Genomic DNA, 19,660 nt, shown 5'->3' on the forward strand with positions numbered 1-19,660 from the left:
GAGCGCGGTCCCGGCCGGGCACGCGAGAACCTGCTCCGGCAGCTCTAACAGCGCGGATCCTCGCCCGAGCGGGATGTAACCCGCGCGCTCGCCGTGACTCCAGCGCAGCGCCACCGCGCTGCCCGACGTCCTTGCGGACGGCCGCTACGTCGCCGCGCCCATGATGATGCACGTCCAGGCTGATCAGGCTGCGGACCTGTTCGGCGATGTCTCCGCGGCGGACCTTGCGAATGCTCGACCACGGTCGGCGTACAGGTTCCCGAGCGGACGCGACTCGCGACTGAACCGACACCGAGTGCCGATGGCCTCTGTTCCGCCACCTCACATCTGAGCCACTCTTGGTGCGCGGGCTGGTGAGGGGGTGCTCGGCGTGCCGTTCCAGAACCGGAGGGACGCCGGTCGTCGGCTGGCGCAACAGTTGCGGCACTTCCGCGGCGCGGACGTCGTGGTCCTCGGATTGCCGCGCGGTGGGGTGCCGGTGGCGTTCGAAGTGGCGCAGGCGCTGCGCGCGCCGCTGGACGTGATCGTGGTTCGCAAGCTTGGCGTGCCCACCCATCCCGAGCTTGGCATGGGCGCCATCGGGGAAGGCGACGTTCGCATCATCAACGACGAGGTGCTGTGGAAGACCGGGGTCAGCGCGAGGGAACTGGACGAGGTGGAGCGGCGCGAACGGGTCGAACTCGACCGGCGCGCGCGGCTGTTCCGCGTCGATCGCCGACGCGTGGACGTGACCGGCAGAACTGCGATCGTCGTCGACGACGGGATCGCCACCGGCTCCACCGCGCACGTGGCCTGCCGAGTGGCCCGCGAGCAGGGCGCCGCCCGCGTGGTCTTGGCCGTGCCCGTGGCGCCGCCGCAAGCGCTGGAACGACTTGAGGAAGTGACCGACGAGCAGGTCTGCCTGGAGACTCCGGGCTGGTTCATGGCGATCGGCCAGTGGTACCGGGACTTCACCCAGACCCCCGATGCCGAAGTCGTCGAGTTGCTCCACCACGCCGGCCAAGCCCGCGCGACGAGGACCGCAGATGACCGATGAGCACCGCGGATGCTCGCGACGGCAGTTCCTCGCCTACGCCGCCGTCGCAGTGCCGCTGGCCGCGTGCTCGAAGCAGTCCGTCGCCGGACAGCAAACCCCGACGGGTGCGCCGCCGTGGATGTTGACCCCGGATCCGGCGGCCGACCCCGACTTCGTGCGCGACGAGCGAGTGATCGACGAGCTGCTCGTCTAACACCGGGACATCTCGCGGGAAGGTGGAGCACTTCTCCTACGCGGTCCGAACGACCACCACCAACGCCGATCGGCACGTCGCCGAGCACATCCGCACCCACCTCGATCGGATGAAGTGGCGGCTGGACCGGGGCGACCCGATCCGCCAGCACGACCCGCTGTTCGCGGAGCTCTTCGCGCACCACCAGCCAATCGATCTGCAGGTCGAGCCCCTCCCCGACGGCGTGCGGTCCTGGAAGAGTCGTCGGATCCCCGAACGGGGATGCTGCTCCGGCAGCACACGGTTCGGTGGTGTCCGAACTCATCGCCATCGGAGTGGACCGCGCGCTGCGGCCCACTCCCCTGCCTCCCGGCTACCCGGGCTAGTCGCCGTTGTCCTATGTGGACTTCCTGACGGCGCGGGTCGCTCACGACTTCGACGGAGCTGCCAGGCGCTCAGTCAGGAATCGTTTCAGCCCCGACCAGGAGCGTTCAGCGGAGCGTTCGTCGTACTGGATCCCCAGCTCCGGGCTGTTCGCCTGCGGCGCCATGAAGGCATGCATGGTGTTGCCGAACACCTGCAGCTACCAGTACGCGCGAGCACCTCGGCGCGCAGGTTCGCCCGCAGCTGAGACGAGGTCAGAATTCGTTGGCAACATTGGACTTCCACGAGCTTCGACCGGTCATGCGCGATCCCCGGAGAGCTCGGGGCGTGGATCAGCGTGTTCCCGGCGGGGCAGCAGGACCGGCATGCCCAGGATGAGCACGCTGGCGATCGCGATGGCGACGCGGGTGCCTATGGCGTGGTAGCAGCCCCCAGAGAAACGTCAGCGCGGCACCGGTGAGGCCGCTGCTGATGGTCCACTCGGACAGGGGTTGGGCAATCCGCGCGGACGGGTCTGCCGCGCCTTGCGCGTGGACGTCCTCAGCCGCCGCATGACGGGCCGAGAACGCCCATCCAGGACTCGCAGCCCTGCGAAAGCACCTTAGCCACGCCCCTCCTCGCGGCGCCGATGTCTGGGCACCTCGCCGCGCGTAGCCCGGCCGACCTCCGGGAATCGAGCCCGACGATCCTCTTAGGACAGTTCGGGCGATGTGGCAGCACGGCAGGGACCGGCCCTGACGTGCGATTTCCTTCAGTCATAGCCGAGGGTGATCACGTCGTCCTCGTCGTTGCCCTCGGGTGGTTCCGGAGCCGAGCTGCTGGCCGTCGGCGGTACATCCCCGGATTTTTCGACGTCGGTCCGCACCGCGCTCTCCTCCCGGATCATCTGGATCATCCCAATTGCGTTGTACCGTTTCCGATCCGCGCCGACCGACATCCGATTCCCCGACGCACGACCGGAAACTCCTCGTCACAGTGGTGCGCTTTTGGCGTACCCGCGCAGGCGCGGCCAGAAACCCGAAACGCGCTCGGGCTCCTTCCCGAATGCCTGAGCGGTAGGGGCAGCGGCGGGAATTCGGTGGCTGCCGCCGGATGGGCGCCGCTAGCCTCATGACACATGATCTACGAGCATCCGCTGGCCTACCTGCTCGGGCTCGAAGGCATAGCGCTGCTGCGCGGGTTCACCGGGGAGTTCGACCGCACGTTCGTCGAGTCCCGCATCGCCGAGGTCGGCGGTTGCTCGACGAGGAGTCGCTGGCGAACTCGGCTGTGGAGGTCGACCGGATGGGCGTGGTCGACGGCTACCGCGCCTGGTCGGCGACGTACGACGAGGTGCCGAACGCGGCGTTCGACTTCGACGGGCCGGTGCTCGAGATCATCGAAGCGCTGCCGACTGGCGTCGCCCTGGATGCTGGACCCTCGCGGCCCTGGTTCCCGACGCGGCGGAGGCTGCCAACGCGGGAGTTCCGGCCACGATCGTCTGGCACTTCCAACTGGACCACAGCTGACCCACTGGCAACACCGTCCACATTGCTCATCCGATTCCGGCCTGGCGACGAGCGCACCTTTGAGCCGTGCCCGCGCGGGGAACACCTGGGTCGGATGTTGAACTCGTGCTTGGGAGTGACTTCGTCATGGGAATTCTCAGCTGGATCTTGTTCGGCCTGATCGCCGGGGCGATCGCCAAGTTCATCCTGCCGGGCCGCGACCCCGGCGGAATCATCGTGACCATCGTGATCGGGATCGTCGGTGGACTGCTCGGCGGATGGATCTCAACCCGCCTTGCAGGCGGTGCGGGAATCAGCGGTTTCAACGTGATGAGTTTCGTGTGGGCGGTCATAGGATCGCTGATCCTGCTGCTTCTCTACCGCCTGATCTTCCACCGCACGCGCGCTTGACGCGGTTGCCACGGACCGGACGACTCCGGGAGTTGCCCATTGCGTCACGCGCGCCCGGTCAAGCTGCGAAGCGCGCGAGCCGGTCCTCCAGGTCGTCGCCCGCGTTCGGCATGCGAAACGACGGCGGCTGGAGCATGCCCGGGTTGCGGCCGCTGATCGCCTCCTGCAGGAAGTGCCGCACCAAGCCGGGATCGGGCAGGATGTCCTCACCCATGAATTCGATGGCCGTGGTGTCCCCCCGGCCGTCGGTCTCGACCCGCAGCGCCCAGCCGCTGACCTCGTCCCAGGTGAGCAGGAGCGGGAAGTCCACGAGTGTGGGCACCTTGGAGTGCACGAGGATGATCGCCGTGGCCAACCCGCTTTCCAGGTCGACGTCCACCTCGTACACGTCGTCGCCCAGGTCGCCCGCCACCGTGCGCACGTAGTTGATCAAACCACCTGCTGCCGGACTCGTCATGTCCATTGGTTTCCCCCCGAACCAGAACAGCGTCTCCCGCTGTTCTCCTGGGGGTAACCGAGCAACCGGTCCCGCAGTCCGCCCGATGGCATGAATTCCGCTGGCGGTGATCTTCCCGTTTCCGGGCCGTTCGCCGGTTACCTCGCGGTACTCTCGCCGGCATGGCCGAGCCGGGACCGAAGTCCGACCTGCACCTCTACCTACGGTCCGCGCGCGAGGCCCTGCTGTGGAAGCTGGACGGGCTGTCCGAGTACGACATCCGCCGACCGCTGACACCGACCGGCACCAACCTGCTGGGGCTGATCAAGCACCTGACCGGCTGCGAGCTGGGGTACTTCGGCATCACCTTCGGACGCCCGTTCGACGAGCCGCTGCCCTGGCTGACCCACGACGCCGAACCCAACGTGGACATGTGGGCGACCGCGGATGAATCGCGCGAGGAGATCGTCGGGCTGTACCGCCGGGTGTGCGCGCACTCGGACGCCACGATCGACGAGCTGGCGCTGGATGACGCGGGCACGGTACCGCACTGGCCGGACGACCGGAAGCGGATCACGATGCACCGGGTCCTGGTGCACATGATCGCCGAGACCCACCGGCACGCCGGCCATGCCGACATCATCCGGGAGCTCATCGACGGCGCCACCGGTCTGCGCCGGGAGAACGACAACATGGCACCGGGCGACCAAGGGTGGTGGCAGGCCTACCGGGACCGGCTCGAAAACGTGGCGCGGCAAGCCGACCGGGGTTGACGGCCGACACCAAGCCGCCGAGCGCTAGCCCTCGCACCGAGTGTGCTCGCTCGACACGTCCATCCCCGCCCGACCTGCCGGAGCCAGCACCCCGGCATGCGGCTTCCAGCAGCCTCCACACCCGCGCTTCGCTGTCCCGTGCGGGGAGATTCCGTGAAGCCGATCAGCCGAGAGATCATCTCTTCCGGCGAGTGGAACTGACAAAACCGGACAAGATCGGGAGCGGATTTGTTCGGTTCGGACAACCAGTACCGACGGACCGTCGGCCATCCTCGGTCTGGAACGGTTCGGCAGTTCCAATCACGGAGGTTGGTCGTGGACGGCGAGAGCACAGGTCACAGCCGTGATCCGCAGGCCGTGACCGAGGTCCGGACGGATGCGCCCGGTTGCGCTCGCACCGCAGCGCGGTGGCTCTGGACGTAATCGCCGTCGTCCGGGTCGACGCGGTGGCCCGGACTCGTGGGACCACGCAGGCCGGTAGCCGCCAGCGACCCCACTGAGCGAGCCACGCCGTTTAGCCGTGCTGCCGCACCGCATTCGAATCTCGGGCAGTCGATCGTCGCCCTAGCGGAGCCCGGACCGCGTTCTCCCGCTCGCAGCAATCGTGCTCGCCGCCCTGCCGCCATACGCCGAACGGTCCCGGCATCCGCCGATCCGGGACGCCACCGATGAACAGACACGAGGACATGCCACATGGCCACGACGCAACGCCTCTGGTTGACCCAGCACGCCCACGACCGGCTCCGGGAAGAGCTCGCCGAGCTGCTCGACCGACGCCAGGGCGGCTCCGCCGAAGGCACGGCAAACGACCAGGACTTCGCCGCGGACGCGGGTCGTCGCCGCGGACGCATCCGGGAGATCCAGGAACTGCTCCGGAACGCGGTTGTCGGCGAGGCACCACCGGACGACGGAGTCGCGGAACCCGGCATGGTCCTCACCGTCCGCTTCGACGACGACGAGACGGAGACGTTCCTGCTCGGCGCGCGTGATGGCTCCGACCTCGACGGGCTCACCGTCTACTCGCCCGATTCACCGCTCGGCGCCGCGCTGTCCGGTGCCACGCAGGGAGAGCAGCGGACCTACTGCGTCCCCAACGGCGGGACCGTGCAGGTGACCTTGATGCGTGCCGTGCCCTACGGGCGCCACGGCGCTGGTCAGCCGTAGGCGGCCCGGGGTCCGGGGCGGTCACGCCGGCGGTGCGAGCACCACCGCTGAGTTGTGGCCGCCCAGCCCGAGCGAGGACTTCAGCGTGAGCCCGTCGGCCGGTGCAGTCGGGCCGTCCAGCAGCTTCGGGTGGCCCGGCGCGACCTTAGGCGGCGCGGGGATCAGGCCGCGGTCGTACCCGAGTGCGGTCGCGGAGATCTCCGCCGCCGAGGCCGCTCCCATGCAGTGGCCCACCAGCGGTTTGACCGAGTAGAGCTCGGCGTCGGTCGGGAGCAATTTTTCGAATACGGCCGCCTCGGCCCGGTCGCACTGCCGGGTGCCGGGCCCGTGGGCGTTGAGGTAGCGCACCTGCGACGGCTCCGCACCGGCGTTGGCCAGTGCCTCGCTGAAGCAGCGGACCAGCTGGGTCAGATTCGGGTCGACCGAGGTCACGTGGTGCGCATCGTGCGACATCGCGCCGCCGAGCACGCGGGCGTACGGGTTCGGCGACCGCTTCGACAGCACCATCCCGACCGAGCCCTCGCCCATGATGAAGCCGCGGCTGCCCTCCTGGAACGGTCGGCAGGCCTGCAGCGGTTCGGCGTCGGTGATCGCGACCCCGAGCCGGCTGAAGTGCAGCACGGTCTCGGGCGTGGACGACAGGTCGGTGGCCACGAAGACCACGTCGTCGACCACATCGGCATCCAGCCAGGCCTTCGCGGAGAGCAGGCCCGCGTTGCCGGAGGCGCAGGTCGCCGAAACGTTCATCGCCGGGCCGTGGAAGCCGAACTCCTGCATGAACGTCGACACCGGGGTCGACGGCATCAGCGACAGGTAGTCGCGCACCGGTACGTCCGCGCCCCGGGTGGCGTAGAAGTTCCGCCACAGTTCCAGGTCCCCGAGCACGGCCGCATGCAGCAGCCCCACCCGCCGCCCGGGTCGCCAGCCCCGGCCCTCGGCGTCGATGATCGCCTCGCGCGCAGCGGCTCGCATGGCCCTGGCGAAGCGGCTCGGACCGTCCAGTTCGTCGCCGCCGTCCGGCACGTTCGCGACCCACGCCGCCTGGTCCCGGTCGGGGCCGTGCCCGCCGATCGGTCGCGCGGCCACCTCGCCGCCGACCAGTCCGTCCCATAAGGCCTCGCGGCCCCAGCCGTAGCCGGTCACCGCGCCGATGCCATTGATTCCGCAGTGCTGCGCGCCCATTTGCTCGTCTTCCTCCGAACCGGCCACCACGACCGTCGTGGTGAATCGCTCGGGACCGCGGCGCGTCCAGATCGAATACCATTCACCGCATGAGAAAATTGATCCCGAACAACACCCACAAGAGTTAAGATCGATGCAATTGATCGCCACGATATGTGTTTCGGCTCTCCGGTTTTTCACACGGATGAATGAAGATCGGAAATGGCTGCACTTTTCGCCTAAATTCGTGTTGGCATTTGAGGTGGCTGCTCGCTCGTGATCGGGGGCTCGCTCGTCATCGGCCACGGTGCGTGCTGCTCAGCACGAGCGGTTGGTGGCCAGCAGTTGTGGGAACTGCTAGGTCGAATGGGAAAAAATGGCGCTGTGGCCACGACGGGCGCGGCTCACGCGGCGAGCGGCGGGGCGAGGTCTCTTAATTGGACGGATCATGGAGATCGATCCTGGGGGCGGGTTCCCGAACGGTTCGGGCCTCAACGATGAGTTCCTGGACCTCGCGCTGTCCGCGCAGGGCGCGATCGGGTGGACGTTCGACTTCGTCGACCAGCGGATCACCTGGACACCAGGCTTGGACACGCTCCTGGGCATGTCCGGTGCCCCCAAGGACACCCTGCGGGCCCGACTGGCCGAGCTGATCGAGCCGTGGACCGTGGCGGCGGAGACCACCACGCAGTGGCAGGACCTCGACCTGGAGCAACCCATCACCACCGCCGACGGCGGAACGCGGTTGCTGCAGTTCCACGCCCGCCCGTTCGGCGGCTGGCAAGCCGCCGGCCTCATCGGGCTGGTCCGGGAGGTGACCGATCAACACCGGGACAGGCAGGCCCTGGCGGACCTCGCCAGCCGGTACCGGCTGCTCGTCGAGCTCAGCCCGGAGGCGATCTGCGTCCACCAGAAGGGAATCATCAAGTACGCCAACGCCGCGATGAGCACGATCGTCGGCGCCGAGTCCAGCAAAGAGCTGTTGGGGCGGCCGGTCGCCGACTTCGTCGCCCCGCACTCGATCGCCGAGATGCACGAGCGGATCCGGTCGCTGACGACCGCCGGCACCGCCACGCCGCGAGCGCAGGCCGATCTGCGGCGGGTGGACGGCACCCCGGTCCCGGTGGAGCTGGTCGCGGTGCACACCACCTGGGAGGGACACCCGGCCGTGCAGGTCATCGGGCGGGACGTCACCGCACAAAAAGCGGCCGAAGCCGCGCTGCGCTACCAAGCGGCGCTCGTGCAGCACGTCAACAACGCGATCATCGCGACCAGCCGCGACGGGGTGGTCACCAGCTGGAACCCGGCCGCCGAAACCGTCTACGGAGTGGCCGCCGACCAGGCACTGGGGCGGCACGTCGCGACGCTCGTCGGCGCCCCGCTGCGCCCCGAAGCCCTGATCGCCGGCGGCGGGGTCACCGAGGCCGTGCACCGCCACCAGGACGGATCCGCCCTGATCATCCGGATCTCGGCGGCGGAGATGGACTCCGGGTACGTGCTGGTGTGCGCCGACGAGACTGCGCGGCGGCAGGCCGAGCAGGACTTCGCGACCGTCGTCGCCGCCCTGGACGAAGGCGTCATCGTGATGGGGCGGACGGGGGTCGTCGAGTCCGCCAACCCCGCCGCCGAGCGCATTACCGGAGTGCCCGCGGCCGAGATCGTCGGCAAATCACCGACTTCCTGGCCGTTGTCCGACGAGTCCGGGGTGACGCTGCGACCGGAGGAACACCCGTCGGTGATGCCCCGGCAGACCGGGAAACCGGAGAACTCGCGAGTGGTCCGCGTGGACCTGCCGGACGGCCGCAAGACATGGCTGCGGGTCACGTGCAGCCCGCTGAACCCCCAGGACCGCCCGCCGCACAAAGTCGTCGCCTCGTTCACCGACATCACCGAGAGCCGGGCCGCCCGGGAACGCCTGGAGCACGAGGCCACCCACGACCCGCTGACCGGGCTGGCAAACCGCACGCTGGTCCTGCGGCACCTCGAGGTCTCGCGGCGACGAACGCTCCCGACGGCAGTCCTGTTCATAGACCTGGACAACTTCAAGCGCATCAACGATTCCCTGGGCCACGGCACCGGTGACGAAGTGCTGCGGATAACCGGGGAACGCCTGGTGCGCGCGACGCCCGACGGAGCGCTGGTCGGTCGCCTCGGCGGGGACGAGTTCGTGGTCCTGGTCGACGGCGAGAGCGACCACGCCGTGCTCCACAGGCTCGTCCAACGGCTGCTCGCTGTCCTCACCGAACCGGTTCGGGTGCAGGGCAGGCAACTGCACGTCAACGGCAGCATCGGCGTGGTGCTGGTCGGCCCCGGCGACACCCGCTCCGGGATGGACCTCCTGCGCGACGCCGACGTCGCCATGTACCAGGCCAAGGCGCATGGCGGCGGCCGCTGCGCGTTCTTCGGCGTCGACCTGCGCGAACGCGTGCAGCGGCACATGGTGCTGGAGCAGGACCTGCGCCACGCCGTGGCGAACGACGAGCTCTGGGTGGCCTACCAACCCGTCGTCGATCTGCGCGGCGACCGCATGGTCGCAGTGGAGGGCTTGCTCCGGTGGTCGCACCCGTTGCACGGAACGGTCTCGCCGGGGGAATTCATCCCGCTGGCAGAGGAGAGCGACCTGATCGTCCCGATAGGCGCGCACATGCTGCGCCTCGCGACGCGCCAGATCGCCGCCGAACGCGAGCGCCACGACCTCGACCTGCACCTCAACGCGAACCTCTCACCGCGCCAGCTCGAAGATCCCGATCTACTGGACCACGTGCAGCACGCGCTCGCGGATTCGGGGCTGCCGGCCCACGCGCTGTGCCTGGAGATCACCGAGAACGCGATCATGCAGGACACCACCGCCGCGACCCGCATCCTGACCGCCCTGCGCGAGCTGGGCATCTTCCTGGCGATCGACGACTTCGGGACCGGGTACTCCTCGCTGGCGCAGCTCCGGCGGCTGCCCGTGGACATCCTCAAGATCGACCGGACGTTCGTCACCGACCTCGGCACCTGCGACGAGGTCGAGGTCATCGTCGCAGGCATCGTCGCCATGTCCCACGCGGTCGGTCTCGACGTCGTGGCTGAGGGCATCGAGACGGCCGCCCAGCTCGCCATCATCCGCGATCTCGGCTGCGACCAGGGGCAGGGCTACCACCTGGGCAAACCATATCCGATCGGCGAGCTGTTCCCACCGCCTGCCGACCGGCGGTGACACCGCACCATCCACACTGGACTGCGACGCTGACCGGCGTCGTCGAACTCCTGAGCGTTCTGGGCCACGCACCGGTCAACCATCCGGATGCTTTTCAACCGTTATCGGCGTGTCGGCCGTCGCGCGGTCCGGGTTCCGGCGGGGTTTCGACTGGCTGCGCCCGGTGTCTGCTGGTCTGATCGTGACGTGGGCATGTCTGCGAATCCCCCGCCCGCAGCTCAGCGGGACGTGCGTGGGGTGATCAGCTGGGCGCTGTGGGACTGGGGTTCCGCGGCGTTCAACACCGTGATCTTGACCTTCGTGTTCACGGTGTACCTGACCGAGAGCGTGGCCTCCGATCCGAAGAGCGGGTCGGAGGCCCTGGGCCTCGCGCTCACGATCTCGGGCGTGTGCATCGCACTGGTGGCGCCGGTGACCGGTCAGCGCAGCGACGCCGGCGGACGGCGCAAAAGGTGGCTGGCGGTGCACACCGCGCTGGTCGTGGCCAGTACCGCCGGACTGTTCTTCGTCCATGACGCCCCGCAGTACCTGCTGCTGGGGCTGGTGCTGGTCTCGGTGGGCAGCGTGTTCTCCGAGTTCGCGACGGTGAACTACAACGCGATGCTGCTCCAGGTCTCGACGCCGGCGACGATCGGCCGCGTTTCGGGATTCGGCTGGGGCATGGGCTACTTCGGGGGCCTCATCGCGCTGGTGATCGTGCTCATCGGCTTCGTGCAACCGGAAGTCGGGTTGTTCGGCGTGACTTCCCAGGACGGCCTGAACATCCGCGTCGTCGCGGTGTTCGCGGCCGCGTGGTTCGCGGTGTTCGCGCTGCCGCTTTTCTTCTTCGTCCCCGAGGCGGAGTCGTCCGGCGAGCCGCTACGCCACGCCATCCTCGGCAGCTACATCGTGCTCGGCAAACGGCTGGCGCGGATGTGGCGCACCGAGCGGCGCACCCTGGGGTTCCTGGTCGCCAGTGCGCTCTACCGGGACGGTCTGGCCGCGATCTTCACCTTCGGCGGCGTGATCGCGGCGGGCACCTTCGGCTTCACCGCCACTGAGGTGGTGGTCTTCGCGATCACTGCGAACCTCGTGGCCGGCCTGGGCGCGTTCCTGGGAGGGCGTGCGGACGACCGGTTCGGCCCGAAAACCGTCATCCTCGCCGCACTGATCGGGCTGGTCGTGGTCGGCAGCACCCTGGTGGCGCTGCCCGGCAAACCGTCGTTCTGGGTGGGCGGGCTGCTGCTGGCGATCTTCCTCGGACCGACGCAATCGGCCAGCCGGACCTTCCTCGCCCGCATCGCCACCCCCGGCCGGGAAGGCGAGGTGTTCGGCCTGTACGCCACCACCGGACGAGCCGTGAGCTTCCTCGGACCACTGGCCTTCAGCGGCTTCATCGCCCTGTTCGGCACCCAACGCGCAGGCATGGGCGGCATCGTCCTCATCCTGCTGATCGGGCTGCTCGCGATGATCCCGGTGGCAGCACCCGACCACTCCGGCAACACCGACGACGTCGCGACCAGCGGCGCCCACTGAACACTCGAGGACCTGCCCCAGCAGGCCGTCCGGTGGGCCAGCGCGAGCGCCTCGCCGGACGCCTGCTTCTTCGCTGGCGCGAGAAAGGTTTGCAGCGCCAGGCTGTGCGCTTCCTGACTCCGCGGTGCAAGCAGGTGGGTGCGCAGCAGTTCGTCGACGCAACCCAAAGCGGGGAGTGCTGAGCTTGCCCGACGCAACGAATCTGGACTTCGTCGCGTTCCACGGTTACAAGTGGTTGTTGAGCCCGCGTGGCGCCATTCCTCGAACCAGCGGCCACAAGATTCCAATGTGGACATTTCTCGGTATGCGAGTGACGGGTTCATAACACTGCGCCGGACTGGGCCCTCACGAACAGGAACACCGGTTGGGTGTTGAGCACCTCGACGTGCTCCGGGGCGACATTCGCGGCTTCCCCCGGCCGCGGTTCGTCCACAACGTCGATCTCGAACCCCGCTTTCCGCAGCGAACCGAAGATCGAGGACAACGATCGCCGGTAGAAGGTAACAGTCACGCACTGCCCACCCCAGTCCCAGTCCTCGCTGACGAGTTCGGTGCGGTGGTAATCCGCCCTGTCGGACAACAGCCAGCCCGTGATGGGGTGATGCACCGAGAAGACCAGCACACCGCCGGGCACCAGACACCGGCGCAGCTCCGCGAGCAGCGGTGCCCAGTTCTCGATGTAGTGCAGGACCAACGAAGCGACCACGACGTCGATGCCGCCGGTCGGCACGACGTCCAGAGGTCGTTCCAGATCGGCCACTTCCGCACGGGCGCTCCCACCCAGTCGTTGCTGGGCAAGTTCGACGAGCCGCGGCTCCCGATCCAGGCCGAGCACGTCGGCTCCGCGCTCGACGAGCTGCGCGGTGAGCACGCCCGAGGCGCACCCGAGTTCCAATACCCGCTTGCCGGCGACATCGCCTGCCAACCGCAGGATCGCGGGGCGGTCGTAGTGGGCGTTGGGGGCGCTGCGTTCGGAGAACGTCGCGTAAGTTGCGGCGTGTTCTCGGTAGATCGAATGATCAGCCACTCCACCGAGCCTAGCCGTGCGAAGTCCGCGCAGATCCCGAGATCGCCATCGCCTACTTCGTGCGGAAGGTGAAACGGAAGGTTCCGATCCAGACCTCGTCCCCGTCTGCCAGTTCGGCCCGGTCGACCGGGGCGTGGTTGACGTAGGTGCCGTTCAATGAGCCGGAATCCGTGATCGTGCACTGCTCGCCGTCTTGGCAGATCTGGGCGTGGAAGTGGGAGACGGTCGGCGCGTCGAGCGTGATGTCGCAATCCCGGCTACGACCAACCGTCAGCGGCGTTCCCGTGACCGGGATGGCCGTGCCCGCCTGCGGGCCGCGGGCGATTACGAGCTCCGCGCTGCTACCAGTCGGGGCCGCTGCGGCACGTGGTGCTGGTGTGTCGACGCCTGCCTCCGCGGGGATCGCAGCGGGCGGCACGTCGCGGAAAGCTTCCGTAGGCGGCACCGCCGTACCGAATCTGCGCTGGTTCATGTCACTCTCCTGACGGATCCGGTTCGCCGTCGCGCGCACGCGATGGCTGCCAATTCCGGGTCGCCGGGGAACCCGCCAAGCCCTGCCTCACTCCGGCGCCGCGGCCCATCCGGCCGCTCGTCACCCACCGGGCTTGCGCCTTCCAAGCTACCGGCGACATCGCGCCGTCCCGCTGGAAAACGCTGAGAAAGCACTGGGAATTCACTCGCGACGAGCAATGCGGTCAATTCGCCGCCTCAAGGTCCACAGTAGATCAAGCGCGCGGCGGCGTCGGGCCATCGGCGAGACGCGGAGCCGACCTGGCACAGTGTCGTTGCACACGTTTACTGGGCGTTACGCCGCCCGAAGGCTGTCACCCGGTCCGGGTCATGGCTACTCTCGGTGGGGGCAACCTCATGACGCCGGGCGCATTCAGGAGGTGATTAACCTGCGGACGTGCGATGGGCTGACCCGTTCGGGGCATGCCGGTCCTCCTCACCTGCGGACGCAAGAGGTCGGGCTCGACCTGCTGGCGACCGCCATCAACGAATACGCGATCTTCATGGTCGACCTAGACGGGCGCGTGGCCAGCTGGAACCCCGGCGCCGAGCGCTTGAAGGGCTACCGCAGCGACGAGATCATCGGGCAGCACATCTCAGTGTTCTACCCGCCCGAGCGGCTCGCCGAAAAACCCCCGGAGTGGGAGCTGGAGCACGCTGCGCGCACCGGCTACCACCAAGGCGAGGGGTGGCGCGTCCGGAAGGACGGCAGCCGGTTCTGGGCCCACGTGGTCACCGCCGCGTTGCGGTCGTCCGACGGAAGCCTGCGCGGCTACGCGAAGGTCGTAAGGGACGACACCGAACCCCGCGCCCGGCTGGAGCGCTCCAGCGAGCGATTCACCAACCTGATGGGCCTGACGCCGGTGGGCATCGCGCTGTTCGACGAATCGCACCGCCTGGCCCGGGCCAACGACGCGCTGTGCGACCTGCTCGGCGCAGGGATCTCCGAACTGCACGACACGCGGGCCAACGACCTGCTGCACCCGCAGGACCGGTTGGAGCCGATGATCTCGCGGGCCCCGATCGCCGACGCCCCCACCCATCGCGTGCTGAAGCGGACCGACAGCCATCCGGTGCACTGCGACCTCCGCTGCACCGCGGCCGTGCAGGACGATGGGCGGTTGTTCTGGCTGGTGGCGTTCCAGGACATCACCGAACGGCACCAGCGGGCCGAAGAACTCCACTATCAGGCTACCCACGACTCGCTGACCGGCCTGTTCAACCGTCGCGCGGTCAATGAGCTCCTGAACGAACTGGTGCGCGGTCCCCGCGCCGACCGGGTCGGCGTGCTGTTCTGCGACATCGACAACTTCAAGCGGATCAACGACTCCCTGGGGCACGACGCCGGCGACGAGTTGGTCGCGAGCCTGGCCCGACGGCTGCAGGGCGGCGTACCCGCAGGGTGCACCCCGGCCCGGCTCTCCGGCGACGAGTTCGTGGTGGTCTGCCCCGACGTCGAGGCGGTGGGCGGGCTCGAAGCGCTGGCCGAGACCGTATCCGGCCTGCTGCGCACCGTGGTGCGGCTCCAAAACCAGCAGGTCCAGGTGTCCGCAGCGGTCGGCGGCGCGGTGCTCGACGGTGCCGGGGCGTACGGCGAGGACCTGCTCCGCTTCGCGGATGCCGCGATGTACCGGGCGAAGCGGCACGGACCGGGGCGCGTGGCGCTGGCCGATCCAGGCCTGGCCGAGTCCATCAACCGGCAGCTGCGACTCGAGGTGGAGCTGCGCGACGCCATCGACAACGACGGTCTCGTGCTGCACTACCAGCCCGTCGTGGACGCCGCGGGCACCGTCGTGTCTGCCGAGGCGCTAGTCCGCTGGATGCATCCCGAACACGGTCTGCTCCCCCCGGACGTCTTCCTGCCCGTTGCCGAACAGGGCGGACTGATGCGCGACCTGGACCGGTGGGTGCTGCGCACGGCACTGCGTCACGCCGCCGCTTGGCCCGATGTCGGCGGGCGTCCGGTGGGCATCGCCGTCAACCTCGCCGGGCTGCTGCCCGATGACCACGGCTTCACCGCCGAGGTGACCGACGCCATCGCCGAGTCCGGCATCGATCCGAACCGGGTCGTGCTCGAACTGGTCGAGACGGTGCTGGTCGACCTGCCGCCCCAACCGCGCCGCGCCATGCTCGACCTCGTCGAGCGCGGCGTCCAGTTCGCCGTCGACGACTTCGGCACCGGTTACTCGTCGCTGGCCCGGATCAAGGACCTGCCAGCGCAGATCATCAAGGCCGACCGCAGCTTCGTCGCCGACCTCGGCGCCGGTTCCCGGGATCTGGCGGTGGCCCGGGCGGTGGCGGACCTCGCCCGCGCGCTGGGCTGCCAGAGCATCGCCGAGGGCATCGAGACCGCGGAGCAGTTCGAACTGCTCCGCGGCGTCGGGATCGATGTCTACCAAGGTTTCCTGTTCGCCCGCCCGGTCCCCGAAGCCGAACTCATCATCCTCCTCGAAAACGGCCTCCCGCTCCTGTCACGAGCGACGGGAGCTTCGGTCAACACGGCGTCCACCACGGCGTAGACCGTCCACGTCGGAATGGTTGGCCGACGCGGGCCGCGGCGTCGGCGGCGTTCATCGTCGTTGTCGGCCGGGATCCCGCTCGGTGCGGGCGAGGATGTCGTCCTGGAAGGCGAGGTAGAGGTTCGCGACGACCTGCGCGGACGTGATCCGGCCTCCGACGAGCTGTTCGACGTTGCGGAGGCGGTAGCGCACCGTGTTCGGGTGGATGAAGAGCAACTCGGCGGTTCGCTTCACGTCCTGATCGCAAGCCAGGTAGAGCACCGCTGTTTCGAGCAGATCCGGCGACTTGATCAAGGCGCCGAAGTGCCTTTCCAACCGGTCGGCCACCTGTGCGTCGTCACGGCGCGTGAGCAGCCATGCGGCGAAATCGACCTCGTCCAGTCGAACGATCGTCTGGTCACTGCCCCGATCATGGCGGCGACCGGCAAGGTGCCAAGCCGTCTCGGCCTCGTGTGCGTATCGGCTCGCCACCGTGAGATCGCAGAAGGCGCCGCTCACCCCGACCAGATGGGTGCGCGCGAGCACCCCGAGCCAGGCAGCCGCGGCGTCTCGCTCCGCGATGACTGCCGTCAGACCGGTCGTCGGGTCTTCGGCGTCGCGGGTGTCGGACAGGACCAGCGGCACGCCCTCGGCCTCGGCCGCTTCCAGGAGGGCTTCGGCGGTGGTCGCCGCCCCGCGTGCGGCCCGGTCGCCGATCGGGCTCGCGGCCACGAGACGGAGAGCGTCGCCGACCCGAAAACCGAACGCCCGCAACCGGTCCCAGGTCTGGCGCACCTGCGAGGTGGTCACGCCACCGCGTAGCGCCGACACGATTCGGGCGGCCTCCGCTCGCTCTTGGCTGATCACCAGTGACCGCGAGGCGTTGGCCGCCGCGAGCACCCGTTCCGCCGTTTCCAGCAGTTCTGGGCTGATGTCGTCGAGCAGCGACCTGTTCCGCGACGCCACCGCCAACTGGAAGCCGGATCCCCGGAGGCGAAACGGCCGGGTTGCGACCATCCACTGCCCGACCACGAAGCGCTGCGGTCCTGGCTCGCGCGCGCTGATCTCCTCCCAAACCAGCCGCAGGGGCCCGTGGCCGGTCGAGGCGACGATCCGCCCCGCGCCCTCGTAGAGGACCGCTGCGCCCTTGCACAGCGTGCCGAGCCGGACCACGAGTGCACTCACCGGGTCTGCGGCCGACAACGCGTGCAGCAGGTCGTTCTGCAGCCAGACCGCCCGCTTCAGCAGGTAGGTCTCCGCGGACAGCGCGCCGCGGTTGATGAAGTCCTCGATGGCGGCGAACCGGCTCCCGCCTCCCACGCTCAGCAGCGGGAAGTTCCGCTCCCGCGCGGCGGCGCGGATAGCTCGCGGAACCTGATCGAAGTGGACGCCCGTGCCGAACAGCAGGGCGGCCGCATCGGCCGAGACGAGGTCGGCGATCAGCCGCCTCTGCGGCGCGGGATCGTCCGGGGCGGCCGCGAACTGCAGGCCGGTGGTGAGCACGATCGAGCGCGGGCGCAGCCAGCTCGCGGCGTCGGCGATCTCGATCGAGTGCGCAGAGCGGACCACCGCCGAAAGGTCGCCGGGTTCCTCCACGGTCAGCTGCAGGCTCGGCTCGTCGACGAGGTCGCGAAGAGTCAGCTGCGGCCAGCCGCCGCGGCTATCGGTGCTCATCCGCGTCCTCTCCACGCCCAGGCACAGGAACTGTGCTACCGGACAGATCAATTCCCCGGCATTTGTAATTCTCACAGTGACAGCGCCTACAGCGTGGGGCAACCTTCTTTTCCAACCGCAGCCAGCGGCGGATAACAGCCCGTCCCGCACGACTTTCGAGGAGATCTCCACATGGCAAAGCAGCGTGTGGCCGTCGACGTCGGCGGCACGTTCACGGACGTGTGCGTGTTCGACGAGGACGCCCGGAGCATCCGAGTCACCAAGGTCCCGTCCACCCCGGACGACCCGATGCGCGCCGTGCTGAGCGGCGTAGAACGCGGCGGCATCGACCTCTCCGAGGTGTCGCTGTTCTCGCACGGGACGACGGTCGCCACCAATGCGCTGATCACCAGGAACTTCCAGCCCGCCGCGATGGTCACGACGACCGGTTTCCGGGACGTGATCGAAATCCGCGACGGGACCAAGGACGACCTGTGGGACGCCTACCACGACGTGTCCCCGCCGTACATCCGCCGTCGGGATCGCTTCGAGGTCCCCGAACGCATCGACTACGCGGGCCACGTCGTGAAACCGCTCGACGAGACCGAGGCGCGGCGCGTGGCGGCGTTGCTCCGCAAGCGCGGGGCGCGGACCGTGGCCGTCTGCTTCGTCAACTCCTACGCCAATCCCGCCCACGAGATCCGGATGAGGGAGATCCTCGAAAGGGAACTGCCGGGGGTCGCGATCTCCACCAGCGCGGAAATCCTCCCGGAGATCTTCGAGCACGACCGGTTCAACACCACGGTCGCGAACGCCGTCCTCGCACCGCTCGTCAGCGGCTACGTCAACCGGCTGGCCGAAGAGCTGAGCGCGGGCGGTTATCGCGGAGACCTGTTGCTGCTGCACTCCGGCGGCGGGTCGATGACCCCGCGCATGGTGGAGCGGTACCCGGTCCGCCTGGCCGCCTCCGGCATCGCCGCGGGCGCCATCGCCGCCCGGCACGTCGCCGCCCAATGCGGCTACGCCAACGCCATCGGCTTGGACATGGGCGGCACCAGCACCGACATCGCCTTGGTCCACGGCGGTGAGCTCCGGGTCACCAAGGAGTGGTCGGTCGAGTACGGGTACCCGATCATCTTCCCGTCGATCGAAGTGCTGACCATCGGCGCCGGCGGCGGCTCCATCGCCCACCTCGACGAGGCCGGCTCCCTGCGCAACGGCCCCCAGTCGGCCGGTGCCTCGCCCGGCCCGGCGTGTTACGGCACGGGCGGCACCGAGCCCACCAACTCGGACGCGAACCTGGTGCTCAACCGCCTCGGCACCGCCCTGGCGGGCGGGGCGAAGGTGCTGTCCCCGGAACTGGCCGAGAACGCCCTCCGCGACCAGGTTGCCCAGCCGCTCGGGCTCACCATCGAGGAGTCGGCGAGCGCCGTCCTGCGGGTCGCCAACGCCAACATGGCCGACGCGGTCCGCCTGATCTCGATCCGGCGCGGCTACGACCCCCGCGACTTCGCCCTGATCGCCTTCGGCGGTGCGGGCGGGTTGCACGGTGCCGAGGTGGCGCGCGAGCTCAACATCCCGACCGTCGTCGTCCCGCCGAACCCGGGTGTGACGTCGGCGCTCGGGTGCCTGCTGGTCGACATCCGGCACGACCTGTCGGCGATGTTCGACGCCGTTGGTGACGAGGCCGACGTCGAAGAGTTCGAGAACGCGTTCGCCGGTTTGGAAGCCGAGGCATCGGCCCGGCTGCGGCACGAGGGCGTCAACGCCGAGGACGGCGTTCTGCAGCGCACCGTCTCGATGCGCTACCTGGGCCAATGGCGGTCCCTGACCGTGAAGTGCGGCAGCGGGCCCGATGCCCTCCGCGAGGCGATCGAGTTGTTCCACGAGCAGCACGAGCGGGAGTACTCGTTCCGCAGGGACGAGACGCCGGTGCAGATCTACCAGCTCGGGCTGACCGCGATCGGCGTCACACCCAAACCGGTGGTCGCTCCGCACGAGGTCACGCCCGGTGCGGCGCCGACAGCGCAGCAGAACCGCAAGGTGTACTTCGAAGGCACGGGATGGGTCGACACACCCGTCCACGACCGAGCCGCGTTGCCCGCCGGGTGCCGGCTCACCGGGCCTGCGGTCATCGAGCAGTTGGACTCCACCACCGTCGTACCGCCGGATGCCCGGGTGGAGATCGACGAATGGCTGAACATCCGCATCCACCTGACGGAGGCCTGAAC

At 68.9% G+C, this 19,660-nt stretch carries 17 protein-coding genes; 10 read left to right on the forward strand and 7 right to left on the reverse strand.

Features of this window, described 5'->3' with window-relative positions; genetic code table 11:
* Window positions 1-370 precede the first annotated feature (370 nt).
* Together SSPN_RS0107620 and SSPN_RS0107625 are read left to right on the forward strand one after the other, a co-directional pair.
* Window positions 371-1,036 carry a phosphoribosyltransferase gene (locus SSPN_RS0107620; protein ID WP_044573579.1) on the forward strand — a complete coding sequence of 222 codons (666 nt, stop codon included), beginning with the start codon at window positions 371-373 and terminating at the stop codon, window positions 1,034-1,036.
* Complete coding sequence (locus tag SSPN_RS0107625) at window positions 1,026-1,229, forward strand: hypothetical protein (RefSeq protein ID WP_010693334.1); 204 nt, start codon at window positions 1,026-1,028, stop codon at window positions 1,227-1,229. Before SSPN_RS0107620 ends, SSPN_RS0107625 begins: the two co-directional genes overlap by 11 nt.
* Before the next feature lie 406 nt (window positions 1,230-1,635).
* Here the strand turns inward: SSPN_RS0107625 and SSPN_RS56510 are convergent, their stop codons facing one another.
* Together SSPN_RS56510 and SSPN_RS59450 are read right to left on the reverse strand one after the other, a co-directional pair.
* Window positions 1,636-1,785 carry a hypothetical protein gene (locus SSPN_RS56510; RefSeq protein WP_010693335.1) on the reverse strand — a complete coding sequence of 50 codons (150 nt, stop codon included), beginning with the start codon at window positions 1,783-1,785 and terminating at the stop codon, window positions 1,636-1,638.
* A gap of 558 nt (window positions 1,786-2,343) precedes the next feature.
* Entirely contained in the window at window positions 2,344-2,487 is a 144-nt protein-coding gene (locus SSPN_RS59450; protein WP_170121578.1) for a hypothetical protein, read from the reverse strand.
* A 341-nt stretch (window positions 2,488-2,828) separates the two neighbouring features.
* On the opposite strand from SSPN_RS59450, the gene SSPN_RS59455 reads away from it, so the two are divergent.
* Together SSPN_RS59455 and SSPN_RS0107645 are read left to right on the forward strand one after the other, a co-directional pair.
* Window positions 2,829-3,260 (forward strand): hypothetical protein, encoded by a 432-nt coding sequence (locus tag SSPN_RS59455; RefSeq protein WP_010693339.1) that lies wholly within the window; start codon window positions 2,829-2,831, stop codon window positions 3,258-3,260.
* Window positions 3,227-3,490 carry a GlsB/YeaQ/YmgE family stress response membrane protein gene (locus tag SSPN_RS0107645; protein ID WP_029535072.1) on the forward strand — a complete coding sequence of 88 codons (264 nt, stop codon included), beginning with the start codon at window positions 3,227-3,229 and terminating at the stop codon, window positions 3,488-3,490. Before SSPN_RS59455 ends, SSPN_RS0107645 begins: the two co-directional genes overlap by 34 nt.
* Before the next feature lie 58 nt (window positions 3,491-3,548).
* On the opposite strand, the gene SSPN_RS0107650 is transcribed toward SSPN_RS0107645, so the two are convergent.
* Entirely contained in the window at window positions 3,549-3,947 is a 399-nt protein-coding gene (locus SSPN_RS0107650) for a DUF6292 family protein (RefSeq protein WP_237710479.1), read from the reverse strand.
* Between the two features lie 161 nt (window positions 3,948-4,108).
* Here SSPN_RS0107650 and SSPN_RS0107655 point away from each other — a divergent pair, with 161 nt between their 5' ends.
* Window positions 4,109-4,699 carry a DinB family protein gene (locus SSPN_RS0107655; RefSeq protein WP_010693344.1) on the forward strand — a complete coding sequence of 197 codons (591 nt, stop codon included), beginning with the start codon at window positions 4,109-4,111 and terminating at the stop codon, window positions 4,697-4,699.
* A gap of 693 nt (window positions 4,700-5,392) precedes the next feature.
* Window positions 5,393-5,863 carry a GreA/GreB family elongation factor gene (locus SSPN_RS0107660; RefSeq protein WP_010693346.1) on the forward strand — a complete coding sequence of 157 codons (471 nt, stop codon included), beginning with the start codon at window positions 5,393-5,395 and terminating at the stop codon, window positions 5,861-5,863.
* Window positions 5,864-5,884: 21 nt separating this feature from the next.
* On the opposite strand, the gene SSPN_RS0107665 is transcribed toward SSPN_RS0107660, so the two are convergent.
* Window positions 5,885-7,045, reverse strand: a complete 1,161-nt coding sequence (locus SSPN_RS0107665; protein WP_029535074.1) for a beta-ketoacyl synthase N-terminal-like domain-containing protein — start codon at window positions 7,043-7,045, stop codon at window positions 5,885-5,887.
* Window positions 7,046-7,472: 427 nt separating this feature from the next.
* Here SSPN_RS0107665 and SSPN_RS0107670 point away from each other — a divergent pair, with 427 nt between their 5' ends.
* A complete protein-coding gene (locus SSPN_RS0107670) occupies window positions 7,473-10,226 on the forward strand; it encodes a sensor domain-containing protein (protein WP_010693350.1) in 2,754 nt (917 codons plus the stop codon).
* 192 nt (window positions 10,227-10,418) lie between these two features.
* Window positions 10,419-11,741, forward strand: coding sequence for an MFS transporter (locus tag SSPN_RS42900; protein ID WP_063713918.1), 1,323 nt, complete (start codon window positions 10,419-10,421; stop codon window positions 11,739-11,741).
* A 319-nt stretch (window positions 11,742-12,060) separates the two neighbouring features.
* Here SSPN_RS42900 and SSPN_RS0107685 read toward each other — a convergent pair whose 3' ends face one another.
* Window positions 12,061-12,768: a class I SAM-dependent methyltransferase gene (locus SSPN_RS0107685; RefSeq protein WP_010693357.1), complete on the reverse strand. Its 708-nt coding sequence runs from the start codon at window positions 12,766-12,768 to the stop codon at window positions 12,061-12,063.
* A 52-nt stretch (window positions 12,769-12,820) separates the two neighbouring features.
* Entirely contained in the window at window positions 12,821-13,240 is a 420-nt protein-coding gene (locus SSPN_RS0107690; RefSeq protein WP_010693358.1) for an FHA domain-containing protein, read from the reverse strand.
* A gap of 418 nt (window positions 13,241-13,658) precedes the next feature.
* Here SSPN_RS0107690 and SSPN_RS0107695 point away from each other — a divergent pair, with 418 nt between their 5' ends.
* Window positions 13,659-15,797 carry a putative bifunctional diguanylate cyclase/phosphodiesterase gene (locus SSPN_RS0107695; protein WP_010693365.1) on the forward strand — a complete coding sequence of 713 codons (2,139 nt, stop codon included), beginning with the start codon at window positions 13,659-13,661 and terminating at the stop codon, window positions 15,795-15,797.
* A gap of 51 nt (window positions 15,798-15,848) precedes the next feature.
* On the opposite strand, the gene SSPN_RS0107700 is transcribed toward SSPN_RS0107695, so the two are convergent.
* Window positions 15,849-17,450, reverse strand: a complete 1,602-nt coding sequence (locus SSPN_RS0107700) for a helix-turn-helix domain-containing protein (protein WP_010693366.1) — start codon at window positions 17,448-17,450, stop codon at window positions 15,849-15,851.
* 171 nt (window positions 17,451-17,621) lie between these two features.
* Here SSPN_RS0107700 and SSPN_RS0107705 point away from each other — a divergent pair, with 171 nt between their 5' ends.
* On the forward strand, window positions 17,622-19,658 hold the full coding sequence (locus SSPN_RS0107705; RefSeq protein ID WP_010693368.1) for a hydantoinase/oxoprolinase family protein: 2,037 nt from the start codon (window positions 17,622-17,624) through the stop codon (window positions 19,656-19,658).
* Window positions 19,659-19,660: the final 2 nt, after the last annotated feature.

Source organism: Saccharopolyspora spinosa NRRL 18395 (genome assembly GCF_000194155.1).
In the GTDB taxonomy this organism is placed as follows: Bacteria; Actinomycetota; Actinomycetes; order Mycobacteriales; family Pseudonocardiaceae; genus Saccharopolyspora; species Saccharopolyspora spinosa.